15 protein-coding genes are annotated in these 18,267 nt (G+C 65.2%); 4 read left to right on the forward strand and 11 right to left on the reverse strand.

The window, feature by feature from the left end; all coding sequences use genetic code 11:
• Positions 1-24 precede the first annotated feature (24 nt).
• Positions 25-1,254, forward strand: a complete 1,230-nt coding sequence (locus HGK27_RS28435) for an NAD(P)/FAD-dependent oxidoreductase (protein ID WP_206244157.1) — start codon at positions 25-27, stop codon at positions 1,252-1,254.
• Between the two features lie 45 nt (positions 1,255-1,299).
• Here HGK27_RS28435 and HGK27_RS28440 read toward each other — a convergent pair whose 3' ends face one another.
• The 5 genes from HGK27_RS28440 to HGK27_RS28460 form a co-directional block, all read right to left on the reverse strand.
• On the reverse strand, positions 1,300-4,257 hold the full coding sequence (locus tag HGK27_RS28440; protein ID WP_241127561.1) for a TonB-dependent receptor: 2,958 nt from the start codon (positions 4,255-4,257) through the stop codon (positions 1,300-1,302).
• A gap of 114 nt (positions 4,258-4,371) precedes the next feature.
• Positions 4,372-5,256, reverse strand: a complete 885-nt coding sequence (locus HGK27_RS28445) for a FecR family protein (protein WP_206244159.1) — start codon at positions 5,254-5,256, stop codon at positions 4,372-4,374.
• Positions 5,253-5,819, reverse strand: coding sequence for an RNA polymerase sigma factor (locus HGK27_RS28450; RefSeq protein ID WP_206244160.1), 567 nt, complete (start codon positions 5,817-5,819; stop codon positions 5,253-5,255). Before HGK27_RS28450 ends, HGK27_RS28445 begins: the two co-directional genes overlap by 4 nt.
• Positions 5,820-5,928: 109 nt before the next feature.
• Complete coding sequence (locus HGK27_RS28455; protein ID WP_206244161.1) at positions 5,929-7,191, reverse strand: M24 family metallopeptidase; 1,263 nt, start codon at positions 7,189-7,191, stop codon at positions 5,929-5,931.
• 67 nt (positions 7,192-7,258) lie between these two features.
• The gene (locus HGK27_RS28460; protein WP_241127562.1) at positions 7,259-8,977 is read right to left on the reverse strand and encodes a GGDEF domain-containing protein; all 1,719 of its coding nucleotides are present in this window, start codon (positions 8,975-8,977) and stop codon (positions 7,259-7,261) included.
• A 274-nt stretch (positions 8,978-9,251) separates the two neighbouring features.
• Between HGK27_RS28460 and HGK27_RS28465 the strand changes: the two genes are divergently transcribed.
• Both HGK27_RS28465 and HGK27_RS28470 read left to right on the forward strand, forming a co-directional pair.
• On the forward strand, positions 9,252-10,502 hold the full coding sequence (locus tag HGK27_RS28465) for an FAD-dependent oxidoreductase (protein ID WP_206244162.1): 1,251 nt from the start codon (positions 9,252-9,254) through the stop codon (positions 10,500-10,502).
• A gap of 20 nt (positions 10,503-10,522) precedes the next feature.
• On the forward strand, positions 10,523-10,963 hold the full coding sequence (locus tag HGK27_RS28470) for a c-type cytochrome (protein WP_206244163.1): 441 nt from the start codon (positions 10,523-10,525) through the stop codon (positions 10,961-10,963).
• Here the strand turns inward: HGK27_RS28470 and HGK27_RS28475 are convergent.
• The 4 genes from HGK27_RS28475 to HGK27_RS28490 all read right to left on the reverse strand — a co-directional run bounded on the left by HGK27_RS28475 (position 10,858) and on the right by HGK27_RS28490 (position 14,113).
• Positions 10,858-11,481 carry a GNAT family N-acetyltransferase gene (locus HGK27_RS28475; RefSeq protein WP_206244164.1) on the reverse strand — a complete coding sequence of 208 codons (624 nt, stop codon included), beginning with the start codon at positions 11,479-11,481 and terminating at the stop codon, positions 10,858-10,860. The genes HGK27_RS28470 and HGK27_RS28475 overlap by 106 nt on opposite strands.
• A gap of 20 nt (positions 11,482-11,501) precedes the next feature.
• Complete coding sequence (locus HGK27_RS28480) at positions 11,502-12,536, reverse strand: LacI family DNA-binding transcriptional regulator (protein ID WP_206244165.1); 1,035 nt, start codon at positions 12,534-12,536, stop codon at positions 11,502-11,504.
• Between the two features lie 118 nt (positions 12,537-12,654).
• On the reverse strand, positions 12,655-13,689 hold the full coding sequence (mgrA, locus tag HGK27_RS28485; RefSeq protein WP_206244166.1) for an L-glyceraldehyde 3-phosphate reductase: 1,035 nt from the start codon (positions 13,687-13,689) through the stop codon (positions 12,655-12,657).
• A gap of 4 nt (positions 13,690-13,693) precedes the next feature.
• The gene (locus HGK27_RS28490) at positions 13,694-14,113 is read right to left on the reverse strand and encodes a GlcG/HbpS family heme-binding protein (RefSeq protein ID WP_206244167.1); all 420 of its coding nucleotides are present in this window, start codon (positions 14,111-14,113) and stop codon (positions 13,694-13,696) included.
• A gap of 197 nt (positions 14,114-14,310) precedes the next feature.
• Here HGK27_RS28490 and HGK27_RS28495 point away from each other — a divergent pair, with 197 nt between their 5' ends.
• Entirely contained in the window at positions 14,311-16,800 is a 2,490-nt protein-coding gene (locus HGK27_RS28495; protein WP_206244168.1) for a glycoside hydrolase family 3 protein, read from the forward strand.
• A 12-nt stretch (positions 16,801-16,812) separates the two neighbouring features.
• On the opposite strand, the gene HGK27_RS28500 is transcribed toward HGK27_RS28495, so the two are convergent.
• Positions 16,813-17,739 carry a FecR family protein gene (locus HGK27_RS28500; RefSeq protein ID WP_206244169.1) on the reverse strand — a complete coding sequence of 309 codons (927 nt, stop codon included), beginning with the start codon at positions 17,737-17,739 and terminating at the stop codon, positions 16,813-16,815.
• Positions 17,736-18,233 carry an RNA polymerase sigma factor gene (locus HGK27_RS28505; protein ID WP_241127563.1) on the reverse strand — a complete coding sequence of 166 codons (498 nt, stop codon included), beginning with the start codon at positions 18,231-18,233 and terminating at the stop codon, positions 17,736-17,738. Before HGK27_RS28505 ends, HGK27_RS28500 begins: the two co-directional genes overlap by 4 nt.
• Positions 18,234-18,267: the final 34 nt, after the last annotated feature.

Here is an 18,267-nt window from a genome sequence, read left to right on the forward strand (position 1 = left end):
CGCCGACTGAGAGGCTGAAGACCCATGGTGCAATGCTATGATGTGATCATTGTTGGCGGCGGTCACGGCGGCGCGCATACGGCCATCGCCTTGCGGCAGCATGGTTTTACCGGTTCGATCGCGATCGTCGGGGATGAGGCCGAACTGCCCTATGAAAGGCCGCCGCTCTCCAAGGAGTATTTCTCGGGCGAGAAGGTGCGGGAGCGGCTGTTTATCCGCCCGGAAGCCTTCTGGCAGGACAAGAACATCACGCTGATCACCAGCGAAAGGGTGGTGTCGATCGATGCCGAGGCCCACAGCATCACCACCGCCGCTGGTCGCAGCTTCGGTTACGGCAGACTGGTCTGGGCCGCCGGTGGTGCGCCACGCCGCCTGCCGCTCGACAAGGGGAATGCCGCCAATGTGCTGGCCATCCGCACGCTGGCCGATGCCGACCGGTTGAGAGAGGCCGCAGCCGCTGTCCGGCGCGTGGCGATCATCGGCGGCGGCTATATCGGGCTTGAGGCCGCCGCCGTGCTGACCAAGGCCGGCAAGCAGGTCACTCTGCTGGAGATGCAGGACCGGGTGCTGGCCCGCGCCGCCGGGGAAGCCCTGTCACGCTTTGTCGAACAGGCCCATCGGACGCATGGCGTCGATCTGCGTGTCGGCATCGCGATCGAGGCGCTGGAGGGCGATGCTCTGGTCACGGGCGTGCGGCTTGCGGGCGGCGAGGTGATCCCCTGTGATCTGCTGATCGTGGGCATCGGCATCGTGCCGGAAGTCGCGCCGCTGGAAGCGGCGGGTGCAACCGTGGGCAATGGCGTGCTGGTGGATGAGCGTTGCGCCACCAGCCTGGCTGACATTTATGCCATCGGCGATCTGGCGGCCCATGCCAACAGCTTTGCCGATGGCGCGACGGTCCGTCTGGAATCGGTGCAGAATGCGGTGGATATGGCGATGACCGTCGCCCGCACCATCGCCGGGGAAGCGGTGACCTATGCCGCTCTGCCGTGGTTCTGGTCGAACCAGTATGATCTGAAGATCCAGACCATCGGCCTGTCTTCGGGGCATGATGCCTATATCGTGCGGGGCGATCCGGCGGCGGGAAGCTTTTCCATCCTCTACACGCGGGATGGCAAGGTGATCGCGCTGGATTGCGTGAACATGGCCCGGGATTTTATTCAGGGGCGCGGCCTGATCACCTCCGGAGTCCTGGTGGCGCCTGACGTGCTGGCAGATCCTGCCGTGCCGCTCAAGACGCTGGTGCCGCAATAAGGTGCCCCTCCCCGCCCGAAGATCCGGGCGGGGAGGGGCCTCCCATCAGAATTCGGCGCTGAAGCCGAAGGTGAAGGTGCGACCGCTGGTGGTATAGACCTCGGTACGGGCCGGGCCCACCGACTGGACGATCGGCTGATTGGTCAGGTTGATGCCTTCGGCGATCAGACGGACGCCGGGGCGGACGTTGATATGCGCCTGAAAGTCCACATTGTGGCTGCCCTCGATGGCGTCGCCCGAATTGTCGATGGCGGTGCCCGCGCCGATCAGATAGCGGCTGCGATAGGCGTCCGAAATGCGCGCGCCCCACAGCTTGTTCTCGTAATAGAGCGTCACATTGGCGGCCCATTTCGAGAGATTGGGCAACTGGATGATCTTGGGCACATTGCTGTAATAGGCGGTCTGGTGCCCATCGAACCAGGTGCCGTTGGCCACCACGCCCAGATGCTTGAGCGGCCCCGGCAGGAAGGTGAAATCATGCTGGAAGGCCGCTTCCAGCCCCTTGATGTTGGCGCCCGCGCCATTGACCGGCTGGCTGACGTCGAACAGCGTGTTGGCATCCTCACCCTGGATCAGCAGCGAGAGCGGCAGACCCGTCTGGCCATAGGGGATCTGCGTTGTGGCCGAGGAGATGAAGCTGTCCATATGCTTGTAGAAGAAGCCCAGCGAGGCGATGCCGCTCTGGTCCATGTAATATTCGACCGATCCTTCCACCGAGGTCGCCTTATAGGGCTGGAGGAAAGGATTGCCGAAGCTGGCACTGCCGCCATTAGGGCGGGTGGTGATCGAACCTGCCGCCGCCAGATCGCCCAGCGCGGGGCGGTTGACATTGCGGCTGGCGCTCAGGCGCAGGATCAGCGCCTTGGTCACATCCAGCGCGATGTTGGCGGCGGGCAGCCAGCCATTGCTGTTGTTCTTGATCGACACGGGCACCAGACCGCCGGTGGTGGCCAGATGGCCCGAGGATGTCAGATCGGTGGAGTAATAGCGTACACCCGCATTGGCGCGCAGCCGCATGCCGCCCAGCATCGTATCGAGATCGGCCTGGATGAAACCGGCCCAGGTCTTTTCATCGACGCGATAGTCGCTGCCCGCCTGCAGATATGAGGCGTTCAGATCACGCGGATCGCCGATGTAATTGTAAACGCCATCCACATTGCCGACGATATATTGCAGCAACGTCTGAGGGGCGACGGTCTGCTTCAAATTGTTGGGAATGGCCACATCGGCGGGCACATTGTGGAAGACCTTGTTGTTGTACTGATAGCCGCTGTTGGTGAAATGCTTGAATTCGCCACCTGCCTTGAAGGTCAGCGTGTCGGTCAGTTTGTAAGCACCGTCCAGCTTGCCATTGGCATATTTGTTGGTGATGGCGTTTTCCTGCGTGTCCAGCCGCTGCAGCGCCCAATTGTTGGGATCGGTCAGATCCTTGCCATAGGTGTTGACGGGGATCGCCGGGCGGTCATCGAAGCTGAAGGCGGTGTTCTTCAGCTCCATGAACACCTTGTCGAACACCGGCTGGGCGAAATCCGATTCCTCATAGCCGCCCAGCGCGTTGACGGTCAGGCGGTCGGTGACGTTCCAGCTGAGATTGGCCACGCCCTGATAGAAATTGGTGTGGTTCTCGATGGTGTGATGCTCGGAACGCTGGTCGATCCCGGTGTAGCTGGCGGCGCGCAGCGTGTTGGTGCCGTCCACCACCGCGCTCTGGATCACCTGTGTGCCGCCGATGGGGCTGCCGGTCAGCGCATTGGTGCCCGCGCTGGCGATGGCATAGTCGTCGCGGTGGTCCCACAGACGCCCGTAAAGGAAATCGACGTCGAGCTTGAAATCCTTGCCGGGGTGATATTGCAGCGAGGAGGTGATGCCCAGGCGCTTGCGATCCGTGTACCAGCTGGAAGGCGATTCCGCCGTCGGAGCCCAGACGCCGTTGAGCAGCGCACTGCGCGTGGCGGCATCGATGTTCGGGCCGATGTTGGCGGCGTTGTATTTCGTCAGGCCCCAGCCCCAGTTGCGATAGCCGAACTCATTGCTGCGGATCTGGCTATAGGCCACCGAAACCAGCGCGGCCAGATCGCCCCAGCGATGCGAGGCGAGGCCCACCACGCGCGGCGTAACGCCGGTGGTGTTGGTGTTGGTCTGCCCCTTGGCCGAGATGATGAACTTGTCACCCACATCGAAGGGCTTGGCGCTGGTCAGCTGGACGGTGCCCGCGATGCCGCCTTCATCCTGTTCGGCCGAAAAGCTCTTCTGCACCGAGACCCGGCTGAACAGTTCCGAGGCGAAAAGGCTGTAATCGAAGGAGCGCGAACGGCTGACGCCGCCGCGATTGTCCATGCCCGAGGCGGTGTTGCCCAGCACCTCCATGCCGTTGAGCTGGGTGCGGGTGAAATCGGCGCCAAGGCCGCGCAGGGCGATCTGGCGGCCTTCGCCGCTGTCACGCGTGATGGTGATGCCCGCCACGCGCTGCAGCGATTCCGCAAGATTGAGATCGGGAAAGGCGGCAATGTCGGAGGCGACGATATCGTCCTCGGCGCCCACGGCGTGGCGCTTGAAATCCTGCGCCACGGTCAGGCTGTGGCGAAAGCCGGTGACGGTGATCTGTGGCGCGGCATCGGGGTCTTCCGGTGCGGGGGCACTGGGGCTGGGCGTCTCGCTGCGCGCCGAAGCCAGCTGGACGGGGCGTGCCCGTGTCACCGCAACCGGCGCGGGCTTGAGCACCGCGACGCCGTTCTGGAAGCTGGCGGTCAGCCCCGTGCCGCGCAGCAGCTGATCGAGCGCCTCACGCGCCGGAAAGGTGCCGCGCAGCCCCGCTGTGCGGCGGCCATTGATGGCCTTGGGCGCCACCACCACCTGCAGGCCACTGGCCTGCGAGAATTGCGAAATGGCGCTGCGCAGATCGCCCGAGGCGATATCGTAACGCATCTGGCCCGCGACATTGCTCTGTGCAGCGCTGGCCTGTGCGCCGCCCGACATGCCGAGCACCGCCGCGAGAGCCAGCAACGAAATTCCCCTGTTGCTCATCATCCTAATCCTCCGCTTCGACGCGCTTGCGTCTCGACAGGAAGACGGCGAGCTAACTCATTCCGGACAAAAGAATTTTGTTGCAAAACCGCGTCATCTGGATGACGTTTTTGTGTCGCTGTCAGCCGTGGGCACAAGGCGCAGATTTTGCCCCTGATGTTCCAGCGTGAAGCCATAAACACTGCCGATGGCGCCCGGCAATTGCTCGGAACTGTCGAGCTTGAAGCGGCCCGTCAGCATCTGGTCGGCCAGCGCGGGGGGCGGCGCTGCAATCACCGTGCCGCCGCGCCGGTTCAGCGTCTCGACCAGATCGCCCAGCCGCATCTCATCGGTGTCGAGCCAGTCCTGCCGCCAATCCTGCTGTCTGGCATCGAAGGGGGTGGGATCGCTGGCAATGCCATTGGTGAGATGCGATCGCCAGCCCGCGCGCACGGTCACGCCCTGCTTGGAGGCCTGACTGCCGAAGCGCACCGCGCCGCGATAGACCGCCAGCTTCACATCGCGATGCGCCAGATCGATGTCGAAGGCCGTACCCAGCACCTGCGTGCGCGATCCGCCCGCCTCCACGGTGAAGGGGCGCGTGGGCTGATGGGCGATGTCGAAATAGGCCTCGCCCTTCTGCAGCACGGCGTGGCGCTGGTCCTTGCCCAGCGTGACATCGAGGCTGGTCGCGCCATCCAGCTGCAGCGTCGAGCCATCGGCCAGATGCACGCTGAGCTTCTGCCCGCGCTGCGTTTCATAATGCTCGGTGAGGGACGCTTCGGGCGCGATCCCGCCCTGCTGCCACAGGCCGACACCCACCGCCAGGGCCAGTGCTGCTGTCACGCCGGCGGCCAGCTTGCGGCGGCGCGTTTCACGCATCGCCCGAATGTCATCGTTGGACAGCCGACCGAAGGCGGCGGCCTGAGCCAGCGCCTCGCCCAGCGCGGGATCGTCAAGCGTGGCCTCGGCGTGTTGCAGGGTGGCGCGGCGGGTCATGGCCGGGCTCCACCGGGCAGGCCGCGCTTTTCCAGCGCCGCGCGCAGATCGGCAAGGGCGCGGGTGCAATGCTTTTCGATGGCCGCCACGCTCAGCCCCAGATCCTCGGCGATGGTCTTGCTGGCAATGCCGTCGAGACGGCGGCGCAGAAAGACCTCACGCCGCAGTGGCGGCATCACCCGCAGCGCGCTGACCAGAATCTCGACACGCTGACGGTAATCCAGCACGGTCTCGATCCGGGGCTGGGGGCAGGCGATCTCCTCGCTGATCTCTTCGGCCGCGGGCATGGCGCGGCGGGCGCGGAAATAGTCATGCACCAGATTGCGCGCCACCTTGAAGCAGAAGGCCCCCACATTGGCGACGCTGCGCTTCTGGCGATAATCATAGAGCCGCAGCCAGGTTTCCTGAACGATATCCTCGCCATCGGCTTGATGCCTCAGCCGCCCGCCGACGAACTGCAGCAGCGCCTGATGCAGGTCTGCGTCATCGCGCTCGGCATGAGGGCGCATCGCAATAGAGCTGATCTCATTCACCGCGCCACGCCCCCCAAGGGACGCCGACATGCCTGTTCTGGCCTCAACAATGTCCGCCTCCCTGCCGCACTCCAAGCGGAGTCGGCAAGGAGCTAGTCGAGAAGCGTGAAGCGTGCGTGACAGTCGCGCAGGGGCGTTGCTAGACCGGCTGCTCCAGCGAGAGCGGCGGCGTGGAAAACCATGCGGGGCCGCTTTCCGTCATATGGAAGCAATCCTCCAGCCGCACCCCGAACTTGCCGGGCAGATAGAGGCCGGGCTCGTTGGAGAAACACATGCCGGGCGCCAGCGGCGTCGCCTCATTGTGAACGAGGTTGACCGGCTCATGCCCGTCAAGCCCGATGCCATGGCCGGTGCGATGCGACAGGCCCGGCAGGCGGTAACGGGGCCCAAAGCCCTGCTTTTCGTAATAGGCACGCACGGCATCGTCGATCTGCCCGGCGGGCAGGCCAAGGCGGGCGGTGCGGAAGGCCACCTGCTGGCCCTCGTGAACGGTCTCCCACACGCGGCGCACCTCTGGCGGGGCCTTGCCGGGCACGAAGGTGCGCGAAATGTCCGACTGATAGCCCTGCACGGTGCAGCCGCAGTCCATCAGCACCACCTCGCCCTCGCGCACCCGTTGCGGCTGGTGCGAGCCATGGGGGTAGGCGGCGGCCTCGCCCAGCAGCACCAGAGCGAACTCCGGCTTGCCGCCCAGCTTGACCGTGGCGGCATTCATCAGCGCGCCGATCTCATGGGGCCCCATGCCCTCCCTGATGCGCGGCAAAACCCAGCGATAGGCGGCGATGGTCACCTCGGTCGCCTTGGTCATCAGCGCGATTTCGGCAGGGGTCTTGATCATGCGGCAGCCGCGCACCACCGGATTGGCCGAAACCCGCGTGATGCCGGGGGCCAGCTTGCCAAGCCCGTCGCTGGCGAAAAAGCGCACCGTTTCCTCGATGCCCACGGTGCCATGGGTCAGGCCCCGCTCCTTCAGGGCGCCGGCGATCAGGGCGATCGGGTCCTCATCCTCCTGCCAGACACGGATCTGGGCGGGGATGGCCAAAGTCTCATGGACAGAGGGTTCCTCGAAGAAGGGGGTGACGATCACGGCATCGCCCTTCTGGAACAGCAGCGCGGCTGTGAGCCTTTCGCTGCGCCACCATTCCACGCCGGTGAAATAGACCATGCTGGCGCCGGGCTCGATCAGGATGGCATCGATCTGATGGTCGCGCATCAGCTGGCGGGCGCGTTCGATCCGGCCCTCGCGCTCGGCGGTGGAGATGGGGGTGATGCCCCGCGTGATGTCGCTGAGATCGCTGGTGTCGATCTCGGCAAGGAGGCGGGCGGGCAGCAGTGTGGAGAGCGCCAGCGCGCCTGTGCCAAGGATGAGCTTGCGACGATCGGTACGGGGGAGGGTGATCATGCCCGGACCATGGCACGCGCCGGGCAGCGCGCCAAGCCGCCGGTGTATGGCGGCTGTGGAGAGGCCGTTACGAGAGGATCAGCTGCCGCTCCATCTCTGGCGGGACATCTGGGACTTGCGCCACAACGACACGATTACGCCCCTGCCGCTTGGCCTGATAAAGCGCCTCATCGGCCAGCCGGTAGAGGCTCTGGAAAGTGCCTGGCGCCTCGGCCCCCGCATCGGCTTTTGCCTCGGCCAGACCCACGCTGACGGTCACCATGCCCAGCGCGCCATGATCGCATTGGGCGATGCCTTCGCGCATGGTCTCGGCAAATTGCAGCAGAGGCAGGCCGGAAAGCCCCGCCACCAGCGCGGCGAACTCCTCGCCGCCGAAACGCGCCACGGTGCAGACCGCGCCATCCCAGCGCTCCAGCCGCCGGGCCAGCGTGCAAAGGACCTGATCGCCAGCCTCATGGCCGTGCGTGTCGTTGATAACTTTAAACTTGTCGACATCGAGCAGCAGCAGCGCCAGCGGGCTGCCCTGCGTGCGGGCGGCGTCCAGCATGGTCTCGGCGGCTTCGATCAGCCCGCGGCGGTTGCGCAGCCCGGTCAGCGGATCGCGCCGGGCCAGATCCTGCGCCGAGGCTGCTGCCTGACGCGCCCGGTCGCGCTCCAGCCGGATGCGGGTGAAGCGATGTGTTGCCGCCACGGACAGCCACAGCGTCTGCCAGGCCGCCGCCAGCAGCACCAGCATCTGTGCCCCGCCGCCCCAGAGCAAACTGTCCATATCGAGGAACTGCGTGCTGGCCAGTGCCACCATCGGCACGATCCATGCCCCGGCAAAGGCGCGGGCCTCGCCGCTGCCCCGGCGCCATGCCAGCGTCAGGCAGACCGCCACCGCCAGCAGGGTGGAGAGGGTCAGCGTGTCGAGCACCATGGCCCAGAAGGTGATCGAGCCGCTGCGCATCAGGCTGAGCGGCACGCCGATCACGCCCACGGCCAGCCCCAGCGCCGTGGTGATGTGGCGCGGCAAGGCGGGCAGGTGGGGGCGAGACAGGGCGGTGACCGCGCTCTGCGTTGCCAGCGTGATCGCCAGACAGGACAGCGCCGTGCAGATCTGCGCGCAGGGCGCTCCGGCCAGATCGGGGGAGATCAGCAGGACCAGCTGCGACCAGAACAGGCCCCACACCACCATGCAGGCGGCCCATGCGGCCTGCCATGCCGGAAACTGGCGCCGCACCGCCACCGCCAGCGAGGCATTGTAGATCGCCCCCAGCAGAAGCAGCAGCAAGGCGCCGCCGACCGCTGTCGCCAGAACGGTGGCCTGCTGGCTGGCCTCATCACCGCCCAGCAGGCGCAGACGCAGGAATTCCAGATGGGTCAGGCGGTCGAAACGCAGGATCATGGCCTGCAGAGGGGCATCGCGATGCGGCGCGCTGAACACGATCTGGCCGCCCGCGCGCCAATGCGCGCCGAACTGGCCGGTGGCGATCTGCTGCCAGTGGAGCTGCCCGTCGGTGTAGAGAAAGCCCACGCGCAGCCGGTCGAAGCGGGAGTTGTGCATCATCAGTGTCAGATCATGGCGATCGATGCCCGGCGCGGTCAGGTCGGCGCGCAGCCACAGGCTGGCATGCTGGTAGTTTTCGGGCTTGCCGCGGCACTGGAAGGCGGGAAGGTGCGCTTCGGTGGCGGGCGTCACCGCATGACACAGATCATGCCCCAGAATGCGCGATGAGGCCGAGGCAGGCGCGGCGGCCAGCACGCAGCAGGCGATCGCCGTCAGCAGGGCTGTCAGGGCAGGCAACCACCTTCTCATCTGCATTTTCACCAAGCCTGAGGTTAACCACCGCGACCATGGCATGGTTTTCTCATCAAATCCTTACGATAGCCGCAGATAGGGGCTGACCCGCGCCGCGTCCATGGCTCTGCAGCGCGGTGGCCGATTTTGCGCATTGCGCAGCGGCGGCCTGTCTGTAAGCATATGATAAAAGGGATGGTTGGCTCGTCAGCTTGCGCCCGTCAGTTTTCGGGGGCATGCCGGAGCATGGGGAGCCGTCCCCCAGGAAAGCAGGGAGCCGATGAGTTTCGACAGGCCTTTCGATCGCCGCCGCCTTCTGGGCCATTCGCTGGCCGCTGGCGGGCTGGTCTCGCTTTCAGGCTGTATGAGCCCCGGGCGTGGGGCGGCGGTCACCTCGCGCATCATCGGGGCCTCGCCCGGCATTGTGCCGATGCGGGCCAGCGTGGATCGCATCATCGATATCAAGGTCTGTCTGCGGCCATTCCGTCCTCAGGGGCCGAGGCTGGACACCGAGATGCTGGGCGATACGCTGGTGATCCACAATTATGGCCATGGCGGCAGCGGCTGGTCACTGTCGTGGGGATCGGCGGAGGTGGCGGTGGGCAAAGCGGCCTCGGCCCTGCCGGACCGGGTGGCGGTGGTGGGCTGCGGCATCATCGGCCTGACCTCGGCAGTGATGGCGCAGCGTGCGGGGATGCAGGTCACGATCTACACCAGGGAGGTGTTTTCGCGCACCCGTTCAGTGCGGGCCAATGGCAGCTGGACGCCGGATTCGCGCATCGCTTTGACCCAGCCCGCCGGGGAGGCCTTCGGCGCGCTGTGGGAGAGGATGGCGCGTTTTTCATGGAAGAGTTTCCGCGCCTATCTGGGCCTGCCCGGCAATCCCGTCGATTTCGCTGACCAGTATCGCCTGAGCGATGAGCCCTTCACCTCCCATGGCGAAGAGGAGGAAGCCCCGCCGCCCGGCAAGGGCAATTATGCCTCCACCGGCATGCCTCAGGACAGCAGCGAATTCGCCAGCTATGGCGAGCGGATCGCCGATATCACGCCCGGCCATGAGGTGCTGGCGCCCGGCAGCGCGCCTTTTGCCGCGCCCTATGTGCGGCGCAGTTCGAACATGTTCTTCAACTTCTCCACCTATGGCCATTATTTGATGCAGGAGTTTCTGGAGAACGGCGGGAAGATCGAGATCCGTGAATTTCACGAGCCCGGCGAGCTGGCGCAGCTGAAGGAAAAGGTCGTGATCAACTGCCCCGGCTATGCCGCGCGCGATCTGTGGCGTGACAGCAAGCTGATCCCGGTGCGCGGCCAGACCGCCTGGCTGATCCCTCAGCCCGAGGTGCATTATGGCCTTTACATCAACAACGTCTCGGCTTTGTCGAAGGCGGATGGGCTGATGATCCAGGCGTTTCGCCCCGGTCTGGGCGATATGGAAGGAGTGGGCGACAGCAATGAACTGCCCGACCGCGCCGAAAGCGAGGCCGGTGTGGAGGTGATCCGCAAGGCCTTCATGGGCTTCAGGATCGGATGAGCGTGGAAGGGGCACGGATCATGCGTAAGAGTGCGATGATGATGCTCGCCGCTGTGGCCGGGCTGGCGGCGGCGGGATCGATGTCGAGCGCCGCATCCCTGCCACAGGCGCCGGGGCGCTATACGGCGGAGCAGGCGGCGCATGGCGCGCAGGTCTATGCGCAAGCCTGCGCCATGTGCCACAAGGAGGATCTGGGCGGCGATTTCGATACGCCGCCGCTGGTGGGGCGCTTTGCCCGCAACTGGTCGGGCAGCACGCTGGCCAGCCTTGCCGATTACCTGCACCGCGCCATGCCGGAATTCGCGCCCGGATCGCTGAGCGCTCAGGACAATGCCGACGTGCTGGCTTACCTCCTTCAGGCCAATGGCGAGCCTGCCGGGGCGCGGGCCTTGCCCAGCGATCCTTCAGCCTTGGCCGGCATGCCGTTCCGGGCTGACCATTCCTCGGCCAGCAGGCCATAGATCAACGAATCCCGCAGGCCGATATGCGTGGACCATTCGGCCCGCAGGCACCCTTCCCGGGTGAAGCCCAGCGCATTGAGCAGCGCAATCGAGGGCTGATTGTCCGGATCGACATCGGCGAAGATCCGCCTTTGGCCCTCGGCGAACAGTTGGTGGATCAGCAGGGTGAGGGCCTCTCTGGCATAGCCCCGGCCCTGTGCGTCTTTGGCCAGAAGATAGCCGATTTCGGCCACGCCCTCGCGCTTCTGGCCAGAGGCCACGAAGCCGATGGCCTGATCGTCTCCGGCCCTGACAATCGCCCATGAGCGCCAGCTCGAACCATCGTCGGGGGCGAAATAGGCGTGCAGCTCCTCGACAGTCTCGAAGGGCGCGCGCGACCACCATCGCATCATCTCCGGATCGGACATGGTGGGGAACAGGGCCTCGGCATCGGAGGCGAGGCGCGGGCGCAGGGCGACCCGCTTCCGGGGTGCTTCGTTATCCGCTTTCAGCGGTCCATGGTCCGGAGTGTCAGTCATACTTGTCCCTTGCCCCAGGCTTATGTGGTCTTGTGGCGGAGCGGCGCCGTGCTTTTGCGGATGATCAGGCGGTGCGGCAGGATTTCGGTTCCATGCCCGCCTTCTTCAGGATGGTCGATGGCATGCAGCAGCTGTTTGGCGGTGCGTTCCCCCACTTCCCGCGTGGGTTGCGCCACGGTGGAGAGCGGAGGGTTGGCCGTGGCGGCATAGATCGTATCGTCAAAGCCCATCACGGAGAGGTCTTCGGGCACGCGAATGCCCAGTTGCGCCGCCACGCTCATGGCGCCCAGCGCGATATCGTCATTGGCGCAGAACAGGGCGGTGGGCCGTTCGCCGCGCCCCAGCAGGCGATGCGCGGCGGCCATGCCGCCCTGAATGCTCAGATCGCCATGCAGGATGCGCGCGGCGGGATCGCTGCAGCCCGCCTGCGCCATGGCATCGGCAAAGCCGCGCTCACGGTCGAGCGTGATCAGCGAGCCTTTCTCGCCCGAGACAAAGGCGATCTCGCGATGGCCCATGTCGATCAGATGGGTGGTGGCATCGAAGGCGGCGCGGTGATTGTCGATATGCACGCTGGGCAGATCGGCCAGATCGGCGCTGACCGGCTCCAGCCCGATCACCACCGGCAGGCGCGGCTGGTGATCGAACCCGCCAATCAGCCTCGGATCGAAGGTGGGGGATGCACAAAGCAGGATCACGCCCGCCACCTGCTTGGCCACCAGCAGATCGATGAATTTGGCATGGCCCTGCGCCTCAGCGCGCGATTCCATCAGGATGACCGAGAAGCGGCTGCCCAGCACGCTGCGGATGCCATCGAGAATGTCGGAAAAGATGCTGGCGCCCACATTGTGGACCACCACCAGCACGATGTCGCTTTGGCCCCGGCGGAAGTTCTGGGCTAGCAGATTGGGGCGATAGCCGATCTCCTCGATCACCTTGCGCACGCGGGCCAGCGTTTTCTTGTCGACATTCTCCGGCTGGTTCAGGCAGCGGGAGACGGTGCTGTTCGAAACGCCGGCAAGCCGGGCGACCTGGACGATCGTGGGTTTGGCCAAATCAAATTCCTTCCAGTCGATTTTGGCCTTGGGCGGCTTTGCGGGTGAGCCTCATGTGCTGATGAGGGCATGATGGCAAGCCGGACGGATGGCCTGCGCAATCCGTCCGGCCTGTGGCTTACAGCGTGGAAGAGATCTTCCAGAGGTCGATGTTGCCTTCCTGCGCGTGGCGGTCGATCTGCGCCAGTTCCTCGGTGCTGAAATCCAGCCTGTCGAGCGAGCGCAGCGTATCGGACAGCTGCTCCACAGTGCGGGCGCCCACCAGAGCGGAGGTCACGCGCGGATCGCGCAGCACCCAGGCGATGGCCATTTGCGCCAGAGTCTGGCCACGCCCCTTGGCGATCTCGTTCAGCGCCTTGATCCGCTCGATGTTGTCGGGCGTGATCAGCGACTGGCTGAGGGAACCGGTCTTGGCCGCGCGGGCATCCTCGGGCACGCCATTGAGATATTTGGTCGACAGCATCCCCTGCGCCAGCGGCGAGAAGGCGATGCAGCCGGTGCCCAGATCGCCCAGCGTGTCGAGCAACTCATCTTCGATCCAGCGGTTGAGCATGGAATAGCTGGGCTGATGGATCAGCAGCGGCACCTTGTGCTCGGCCAGAATGGCGGCGGCCTTGCGCGTCAGTTCGGGCGAATAGCTGGAAATGCCGACATACAGCGCCTTGCCCTGCTGATGCAGCGTGGCCAGCGCGCCCATGGTCTCTTCCAGCGGCGTTTCGGGATCGACGCGGTGCGAATAGAAGATGTCGACATAATCGAGGCCCATGCGCTTCAGGCTCTGATCGCAGGAGGCGATGAGATATTTGCGCGAACCGCCGATGTCGCCATAGGGCCCCGGCCACATATCCCAGCCCGCCTTGGTGGAGATCACCAGCTCATCGCGATGCGTGCGGAAGTCGGTGGCCATCACCCGGCCAAAGTTCTCCTCGGCGGAACCGTAGGGCGGGCCGTAATTGTTGGCGAGGTCGAAATGGGTGATGCCGTTGTCGAAGGCGTGGCGCAGCATGGCGCGGCCATTCTCGAACACATCGTCACCGCCGAAATTCTGCCACAGGCCCAGCGAAATGGCGGGCAGCTTCAGGCCCGAACGACCGCAGCGGCGGTAAGGCATGCTTTCATAGCGGGTGGGGGCAGCAGCATAAGGGGGTTTCATAGGTTCAATCCAGTCCGTTCAGAATGGCGGAAACGCCGATTTCGGCAATGGCAAGGTCCTCTTCGCCCGACAGGCCGCTGATCGCGACCGCGCCGAGGCAGGCGCCCTGATGAAGAACCGGCACGCCGCCATCCCAACCGACATAGCGCGCATCGCCGTGGTAGTGAACGTCATCGCCGCTCGCCTTGGTATCGCGCCCGACATCGCCGGTGGGGCGGCCAAGGCGCGCGGCAGTATAGGCCTTGTTCTGGGCGATGGCGATCGGCGCCAGCCCGCAGCCATCGGTGCGCCAGAGCGCGATCAGCTCGCCGTGATTGTCGGCCACCGCGACCACCGCGTCATTGCCGCGTGTTCGCAGCTCTTGCAAGCAGGCGTCGAGCGCGATGCGCGCTTCGGCCTCTCCCAGTGATCTCGACAGTTTCACGCGGTATTCTCCTGAGTGGTAACGTTGCCATTGGTAGCGACGATCAGCGTTTCAGGCAATCGCTGGTGATCACCAAAATGAGTGCGCGAATTCGTATGGCAACGTTGCCATACGCTCTAGGCAAGCCGCATTGGCCCATGTTAGGCGAGCAGCAGAACGGGCCAGACAGGCCCACCCATCCGGAGAGTGAGTTGAACATGGCCAGCAGCCCCGCCCGCATAGCGTCCCGTCTTGCTCTGGTGCTGGCCCTTTGCGCTGGTAGCGCCCATGCGGAGGCCCCGACGCCTCGTCCTGCCGCCATGGCGGTCCATCCCGAGCTGTGGCCTCAGGCGCGTTCGCCCATCGGCCTCGATCCGGCAATGGAGGCCAAGATCGGCACCATCATCGCCAAGATGACTCTGGAAGAAAAGGTGGGGCAGGTGCTCCAGCCCGAAATCCGCTGGATCACGCCTGACGAGGTGCGCGACTATCACATCGGCAGCATCGAGAATGGCGGCGGCTCCTTCCCGCAGGGCAACAAGCATGCCGCGCTGAAGGACTGGACGGATATGATTCAGTCCTATTGGCAGGCCTCGGTCGATCCGCGCGCCAACCACGCCATGCGCATTCCGCTGATGTGGGCCTCGGATGCGGTGCATGGTCATAACAATGTGCTGGGCGCGACGCTGTTCCCGCATAACATCGGCCTTGGCGCCGCGCATGACCCGGACCTGCTGCGCCGCATCGGCGCGGTGACGGCGGCGGAGGTGCGCTCCACCGGCATGGACTGGGCCTTTGCCCCCACCATCGCCGTGGCGCGCAACGACCGCTGGGGGCGCACCTATGAGAGCTATTCCGAGGACCCGAAGATCGTCTCGCAATATGCCGGGGCCATCGTGGAGGGTCTGGAAGGCAAGGGCGCGACCTTCCTCGACAAGGACCATGTGCTGGCCACCGCCAAGCATTTCCTCGGCGACGGATCGACCGACAATGGCCGCGATCAGGGCAATTCGATGGTCTCCGAACAGGAGTTGAGCAAGGTCGATGCTGCGGGCTATGTCTCGGCCATCGATGCGGGGGCGCAGACGGTGATGGCCTCCTACAGCAGCTGGCATGGCGTCAAGATGCATGAGAACAAGGCGCTGCTGACCGATGTGCTCAAGATGCGCATGGGCTTCGATGGCCTGATCATCGGCGACTGGAACGCCCATTCGCAGATTCCGGGCTGCACCCTGTCGGATTGCTCGATCGCCTTCAACGCAGGCGTCGATGTGTTCAATGTGCCCACCGACTGGAAAGCACTCTACGGCAATATGATCCGCGAGGTGCGGTCCGGCGAGATCCCGATGACCCGTCTGGAGGATGCCGTGCGCCGCGTGCTGCGCGTGAAATTCCGCGCGGGGATCATGGATGAGCCGAGCCCGAATGAGCGCCCCAACACGCTGAAGCCCATCGGCACGCCGGACCACCGCGCTGTTGCGCGCGAGGCGGTGCGGGAATCCTTGGTGCTGCTGAAAAACAACCACGCCCTGCTGCCGATCCGCCCCAACGCGCATATCCTTGTCGCGGGTGAGGGCGCCGACAACATCGCCATGCAGGCCGGCGGCTGGACGCTCTCATGGCAGGGCAATGACAATGGGCCGGCTGAATTCCCCGGCGCCACATCGCTCTACACCGGCATCCGTCAGGCGGTGGAAGCGGCAGGCGGTAGCGCAACCCTTTCTCCCGATGGCACCTTCACCACCAAGCCCGATGTCGCCATCGTGGTCTTCGGCGAGACACCCTATGCCGAATATATGGGCGACCAGACCGATGTCGCCCTGCACCACGGCAACAACGAAAGCCTTGCGCTCCTGAAATCCCTGAAGGCCAGGGGCGTGCCCACCGTGGCCGTGCTGCTGAGCGGCAGGCCGCTCTATGTGAACCCGCAGATCAATCAGGCCGATGCCTTTGTCGCCGCCTTCCTGCCGGGCTCCGAGGGCGAAGGCCTTGCCGATGTCCTGATCGCGGGCAAGGATGGCAAGCCGCGCCATGATTTCCGGGGTAAGCTCAGCTTCTCATGGCCCAGGCGCCCGGACCAGACGCCGCTCAATGTCGGTCAGCCGAACTATGACCCGCAATTCGCCTATGGCTTCGGCCTGAGCTATGCCACCCCCGCCCGCACACCGCTGCTGCCCGAAGTGGTCGCCACCGTGAACTATGGCGATCGCGGCGTCTATTTCACCAAGGGCACCTTCTGGAATGGCTATGGCCTGAAGCTCGAACCCGCCGGAGCGGCCCCCATCTCCTACACCGGCAAGCAGGCCAGCGCAGGCGCCATCACCGCCGCCCCCGGCACCCGCGACCGCCAGGCCGTCCATCTGACATGGAACGGCAAGAGCGCAGGCGGCATCAGCATCGCGGCGGCCACCCCGTCCGATCTCTCGCGAGAGGCCAATGGCTCGATGATGGTCAGCCTTACGCTGGATGTGGCGCAGGCCCCCTCAGCGCCGGTGCAACTGGTGGTGGGCGGGATCTCCCTGCCGATCGGCCCGATGCTGCATGCAGGCGCCAATCATTTCGAGATCCCTCTGCCATGCTTCAAGGGGGCCGATTTCAACAGCATCAGCCCGCTGCTGACCCTGCGCACGGAGGGCAGTCTGGATATGGACTTGCAGGACGCCCGTCTGGTGGAGAACAAGGCCGCCGTCGCCTGCCCCGGCGGCTGATGACCCAGTGCCCTAAGGCGCGCGCCCGTTCATCGCGGCCACCGCATCCAGAAAACCCTGCGGATCATCGAGCCGGAATTCTCCGCTGATCCGCAGAGTCCCCGTCGCCGGGTCTTTGAGGTGCAGGGGCTGGGGCAGGTAGCGGTTATACTGGGCGACAATCTGCGCCACCGGCACATCATCGGCGCTGATCATGCCTGACTGCCATAGTGTCTGCCGCCCGGCATCCAGCGTGGCGACGGTCTGCTGCCCATGGCTCAGCCTGAGCTGGTTGCCGGGGGTCAGATCGGTTGAGAGGCCCGCGCGGGTCACCCGCACCTTGCCCTCCACCAGCGTGACGGTGGTGGTTTCGCCCGCCTGCCCGATCTCGAAATGGGTGCCGATATCGCTGACCATCATATCGCCCACCTTCACCGCGAAGGGATGGGCCTCGTCATGATGGACGTTGAAAAAGGCGCGGCCATAATCCAGCCGCGCCAGCCGCCCGTCCCGGCTGACATGCAGCTGGGTATGGCTGTCGAGCGTGATGCGTGTGCCATCGGCCAGATCGACATCGCGCGGCAGGCTCTGGCCATTGGCGATCACCTGGCCATCATCCGCCGGGGCCACCGTTTGAGCCGGACGCCAGATCAGCCCCAGCGCCACCACCGCCACCAGCGTGGCGGCCAGAGAGGCCATCACCGGCACACGCCAGCGCGGGGCCGCCGCCGTTTCCACTGGAGCCTGAGCCTCAAGCCGGGCCAGCGCCTGCTCTCGCATCGCCTTGACCGCGGGATGCTCGGCCACGCCGTCGAGATCGCGCCAGACGTTGCTCACCTGCCTGAGGGCAGCGGTATCCTCGGGCGTGTCCGATGCAGGATCGGCATCGCGCGGCGCGGCGGCAAAGCGGGCAATGGCACGGTCGCGCGCGCCATCCTGCTGCGGGTCCGAAGGGGTCACGCCCTTTCGTCCATCAGCAGCCTGAGCGCCTTCATCATGTGCTTTTCGACCGCACTCACCGAGATGTTCATCCTCATTGCAATCTCGCCATAGCCGATGTTCTCGAAACGGTGGAGGACGAATATGTCACGCGTGCGTTCGGGCATGTCGCCCAGCCGCGCGATGATCCTCTCCACCGCTTCTTCCCCCATCAGGACGCGTTCGGGCGTGATCCACTCAACGGGATGATGAAAATCCTCCAGAGTTTCGTGACGGGCCTCCTGCCGGGTGGCGGCGCGGCGAGCCCGGTCGGTCAGCACGCTTTGCGCGGTCTGGAACAGATAGGCGGGGATGTTGTCGATCTCGCCGCTGGCCAGATGGCGGTGACTGCGCAGCCAGACATCCTGCACCGCATCGTCCACATCGACCGGGTTGCGCAGTCGGCGCCCGAAAAACGCGCGTAAAGCCGCCATCTGGCGCTCGAAACCGCTGGCTATGATGCTTCCTGTCGCCACCCCCGTCCCCCGAGGTCCTCCGTCGATTGCCTGC

The organism is Novosphingobium terrae (assembly GCF_017163935.1).
Taxonomy (GTDB): domain Bacteria; phylum Pseudomonadota; class Alphaproteobacteria; order Sphingomonadales; family Sphingomonadaceae; genus Novosphingobium; species Novosphingobium terrae.

Coding starts and splice junctions, on each gene's coding strand:
- HGK27_RS28470 (WP_206244163.1), top strand. CDS start 10,523: ATGCGTAAGAGTGCGATGATGATGCTCGCCGCTGTGGCCGGGCTGGCG.
- HGK27_RS28465 (WP_206244162.1), top strand. CDS start 9,252: ATGAGTTTCGACAGGCCTTTCGATCGCCGCCGCCTTCTGGGCCATTCG.
- HGK27_RS28455 (WP_206244161.1), bottom strand. CDS start 7,191: ATGATCACCCTCCCCCGTACCGATCGTCGCAAGCTCATCCTTGGCACA.
- mgrA (WP_206244166.1), bottom strand. CDS start 13,689: ATGAAACCCCCTTATGCTGCTGCCCCCACCCGCTATGAAAGCATGCCT.
- HGK27_RS28435 (WP_206244157.1), top strand. CDS start 25: ATGGTGCAATGCTATGATGTGATCATTGTTGGCGGCGGTCACGGCGGC.
- HGK27_RS28495 (WP_206244168.1), top strand. CDS start 14,311: ATGGCCAGCAGCCCCGCCCGCATAGCGTCCCGTCTTGCTCTGGTGCTG.
- HGK27_RS28450 (WP_206244160.1), bottom strand. CDS start 5,819: ATGTCGGCGTCCCTTGGGGGGCGTGGCGCGGTGAATGAGATCAGCTCT.
- HGK27_RS28445 (WP_206244159.1), bottom strand. CDS start 5,256: ATGACCCGCCGCGCCACCCTGCAACACGCCGAGGCCACGCTTGACGAT.
- HGK27_RS28475 (WP_206244164.1), bottom strand. CDS start 11,481: ATGACTGACACTCCGGACCATGGACCGCTGAAAGCGGATAACGAAGCA.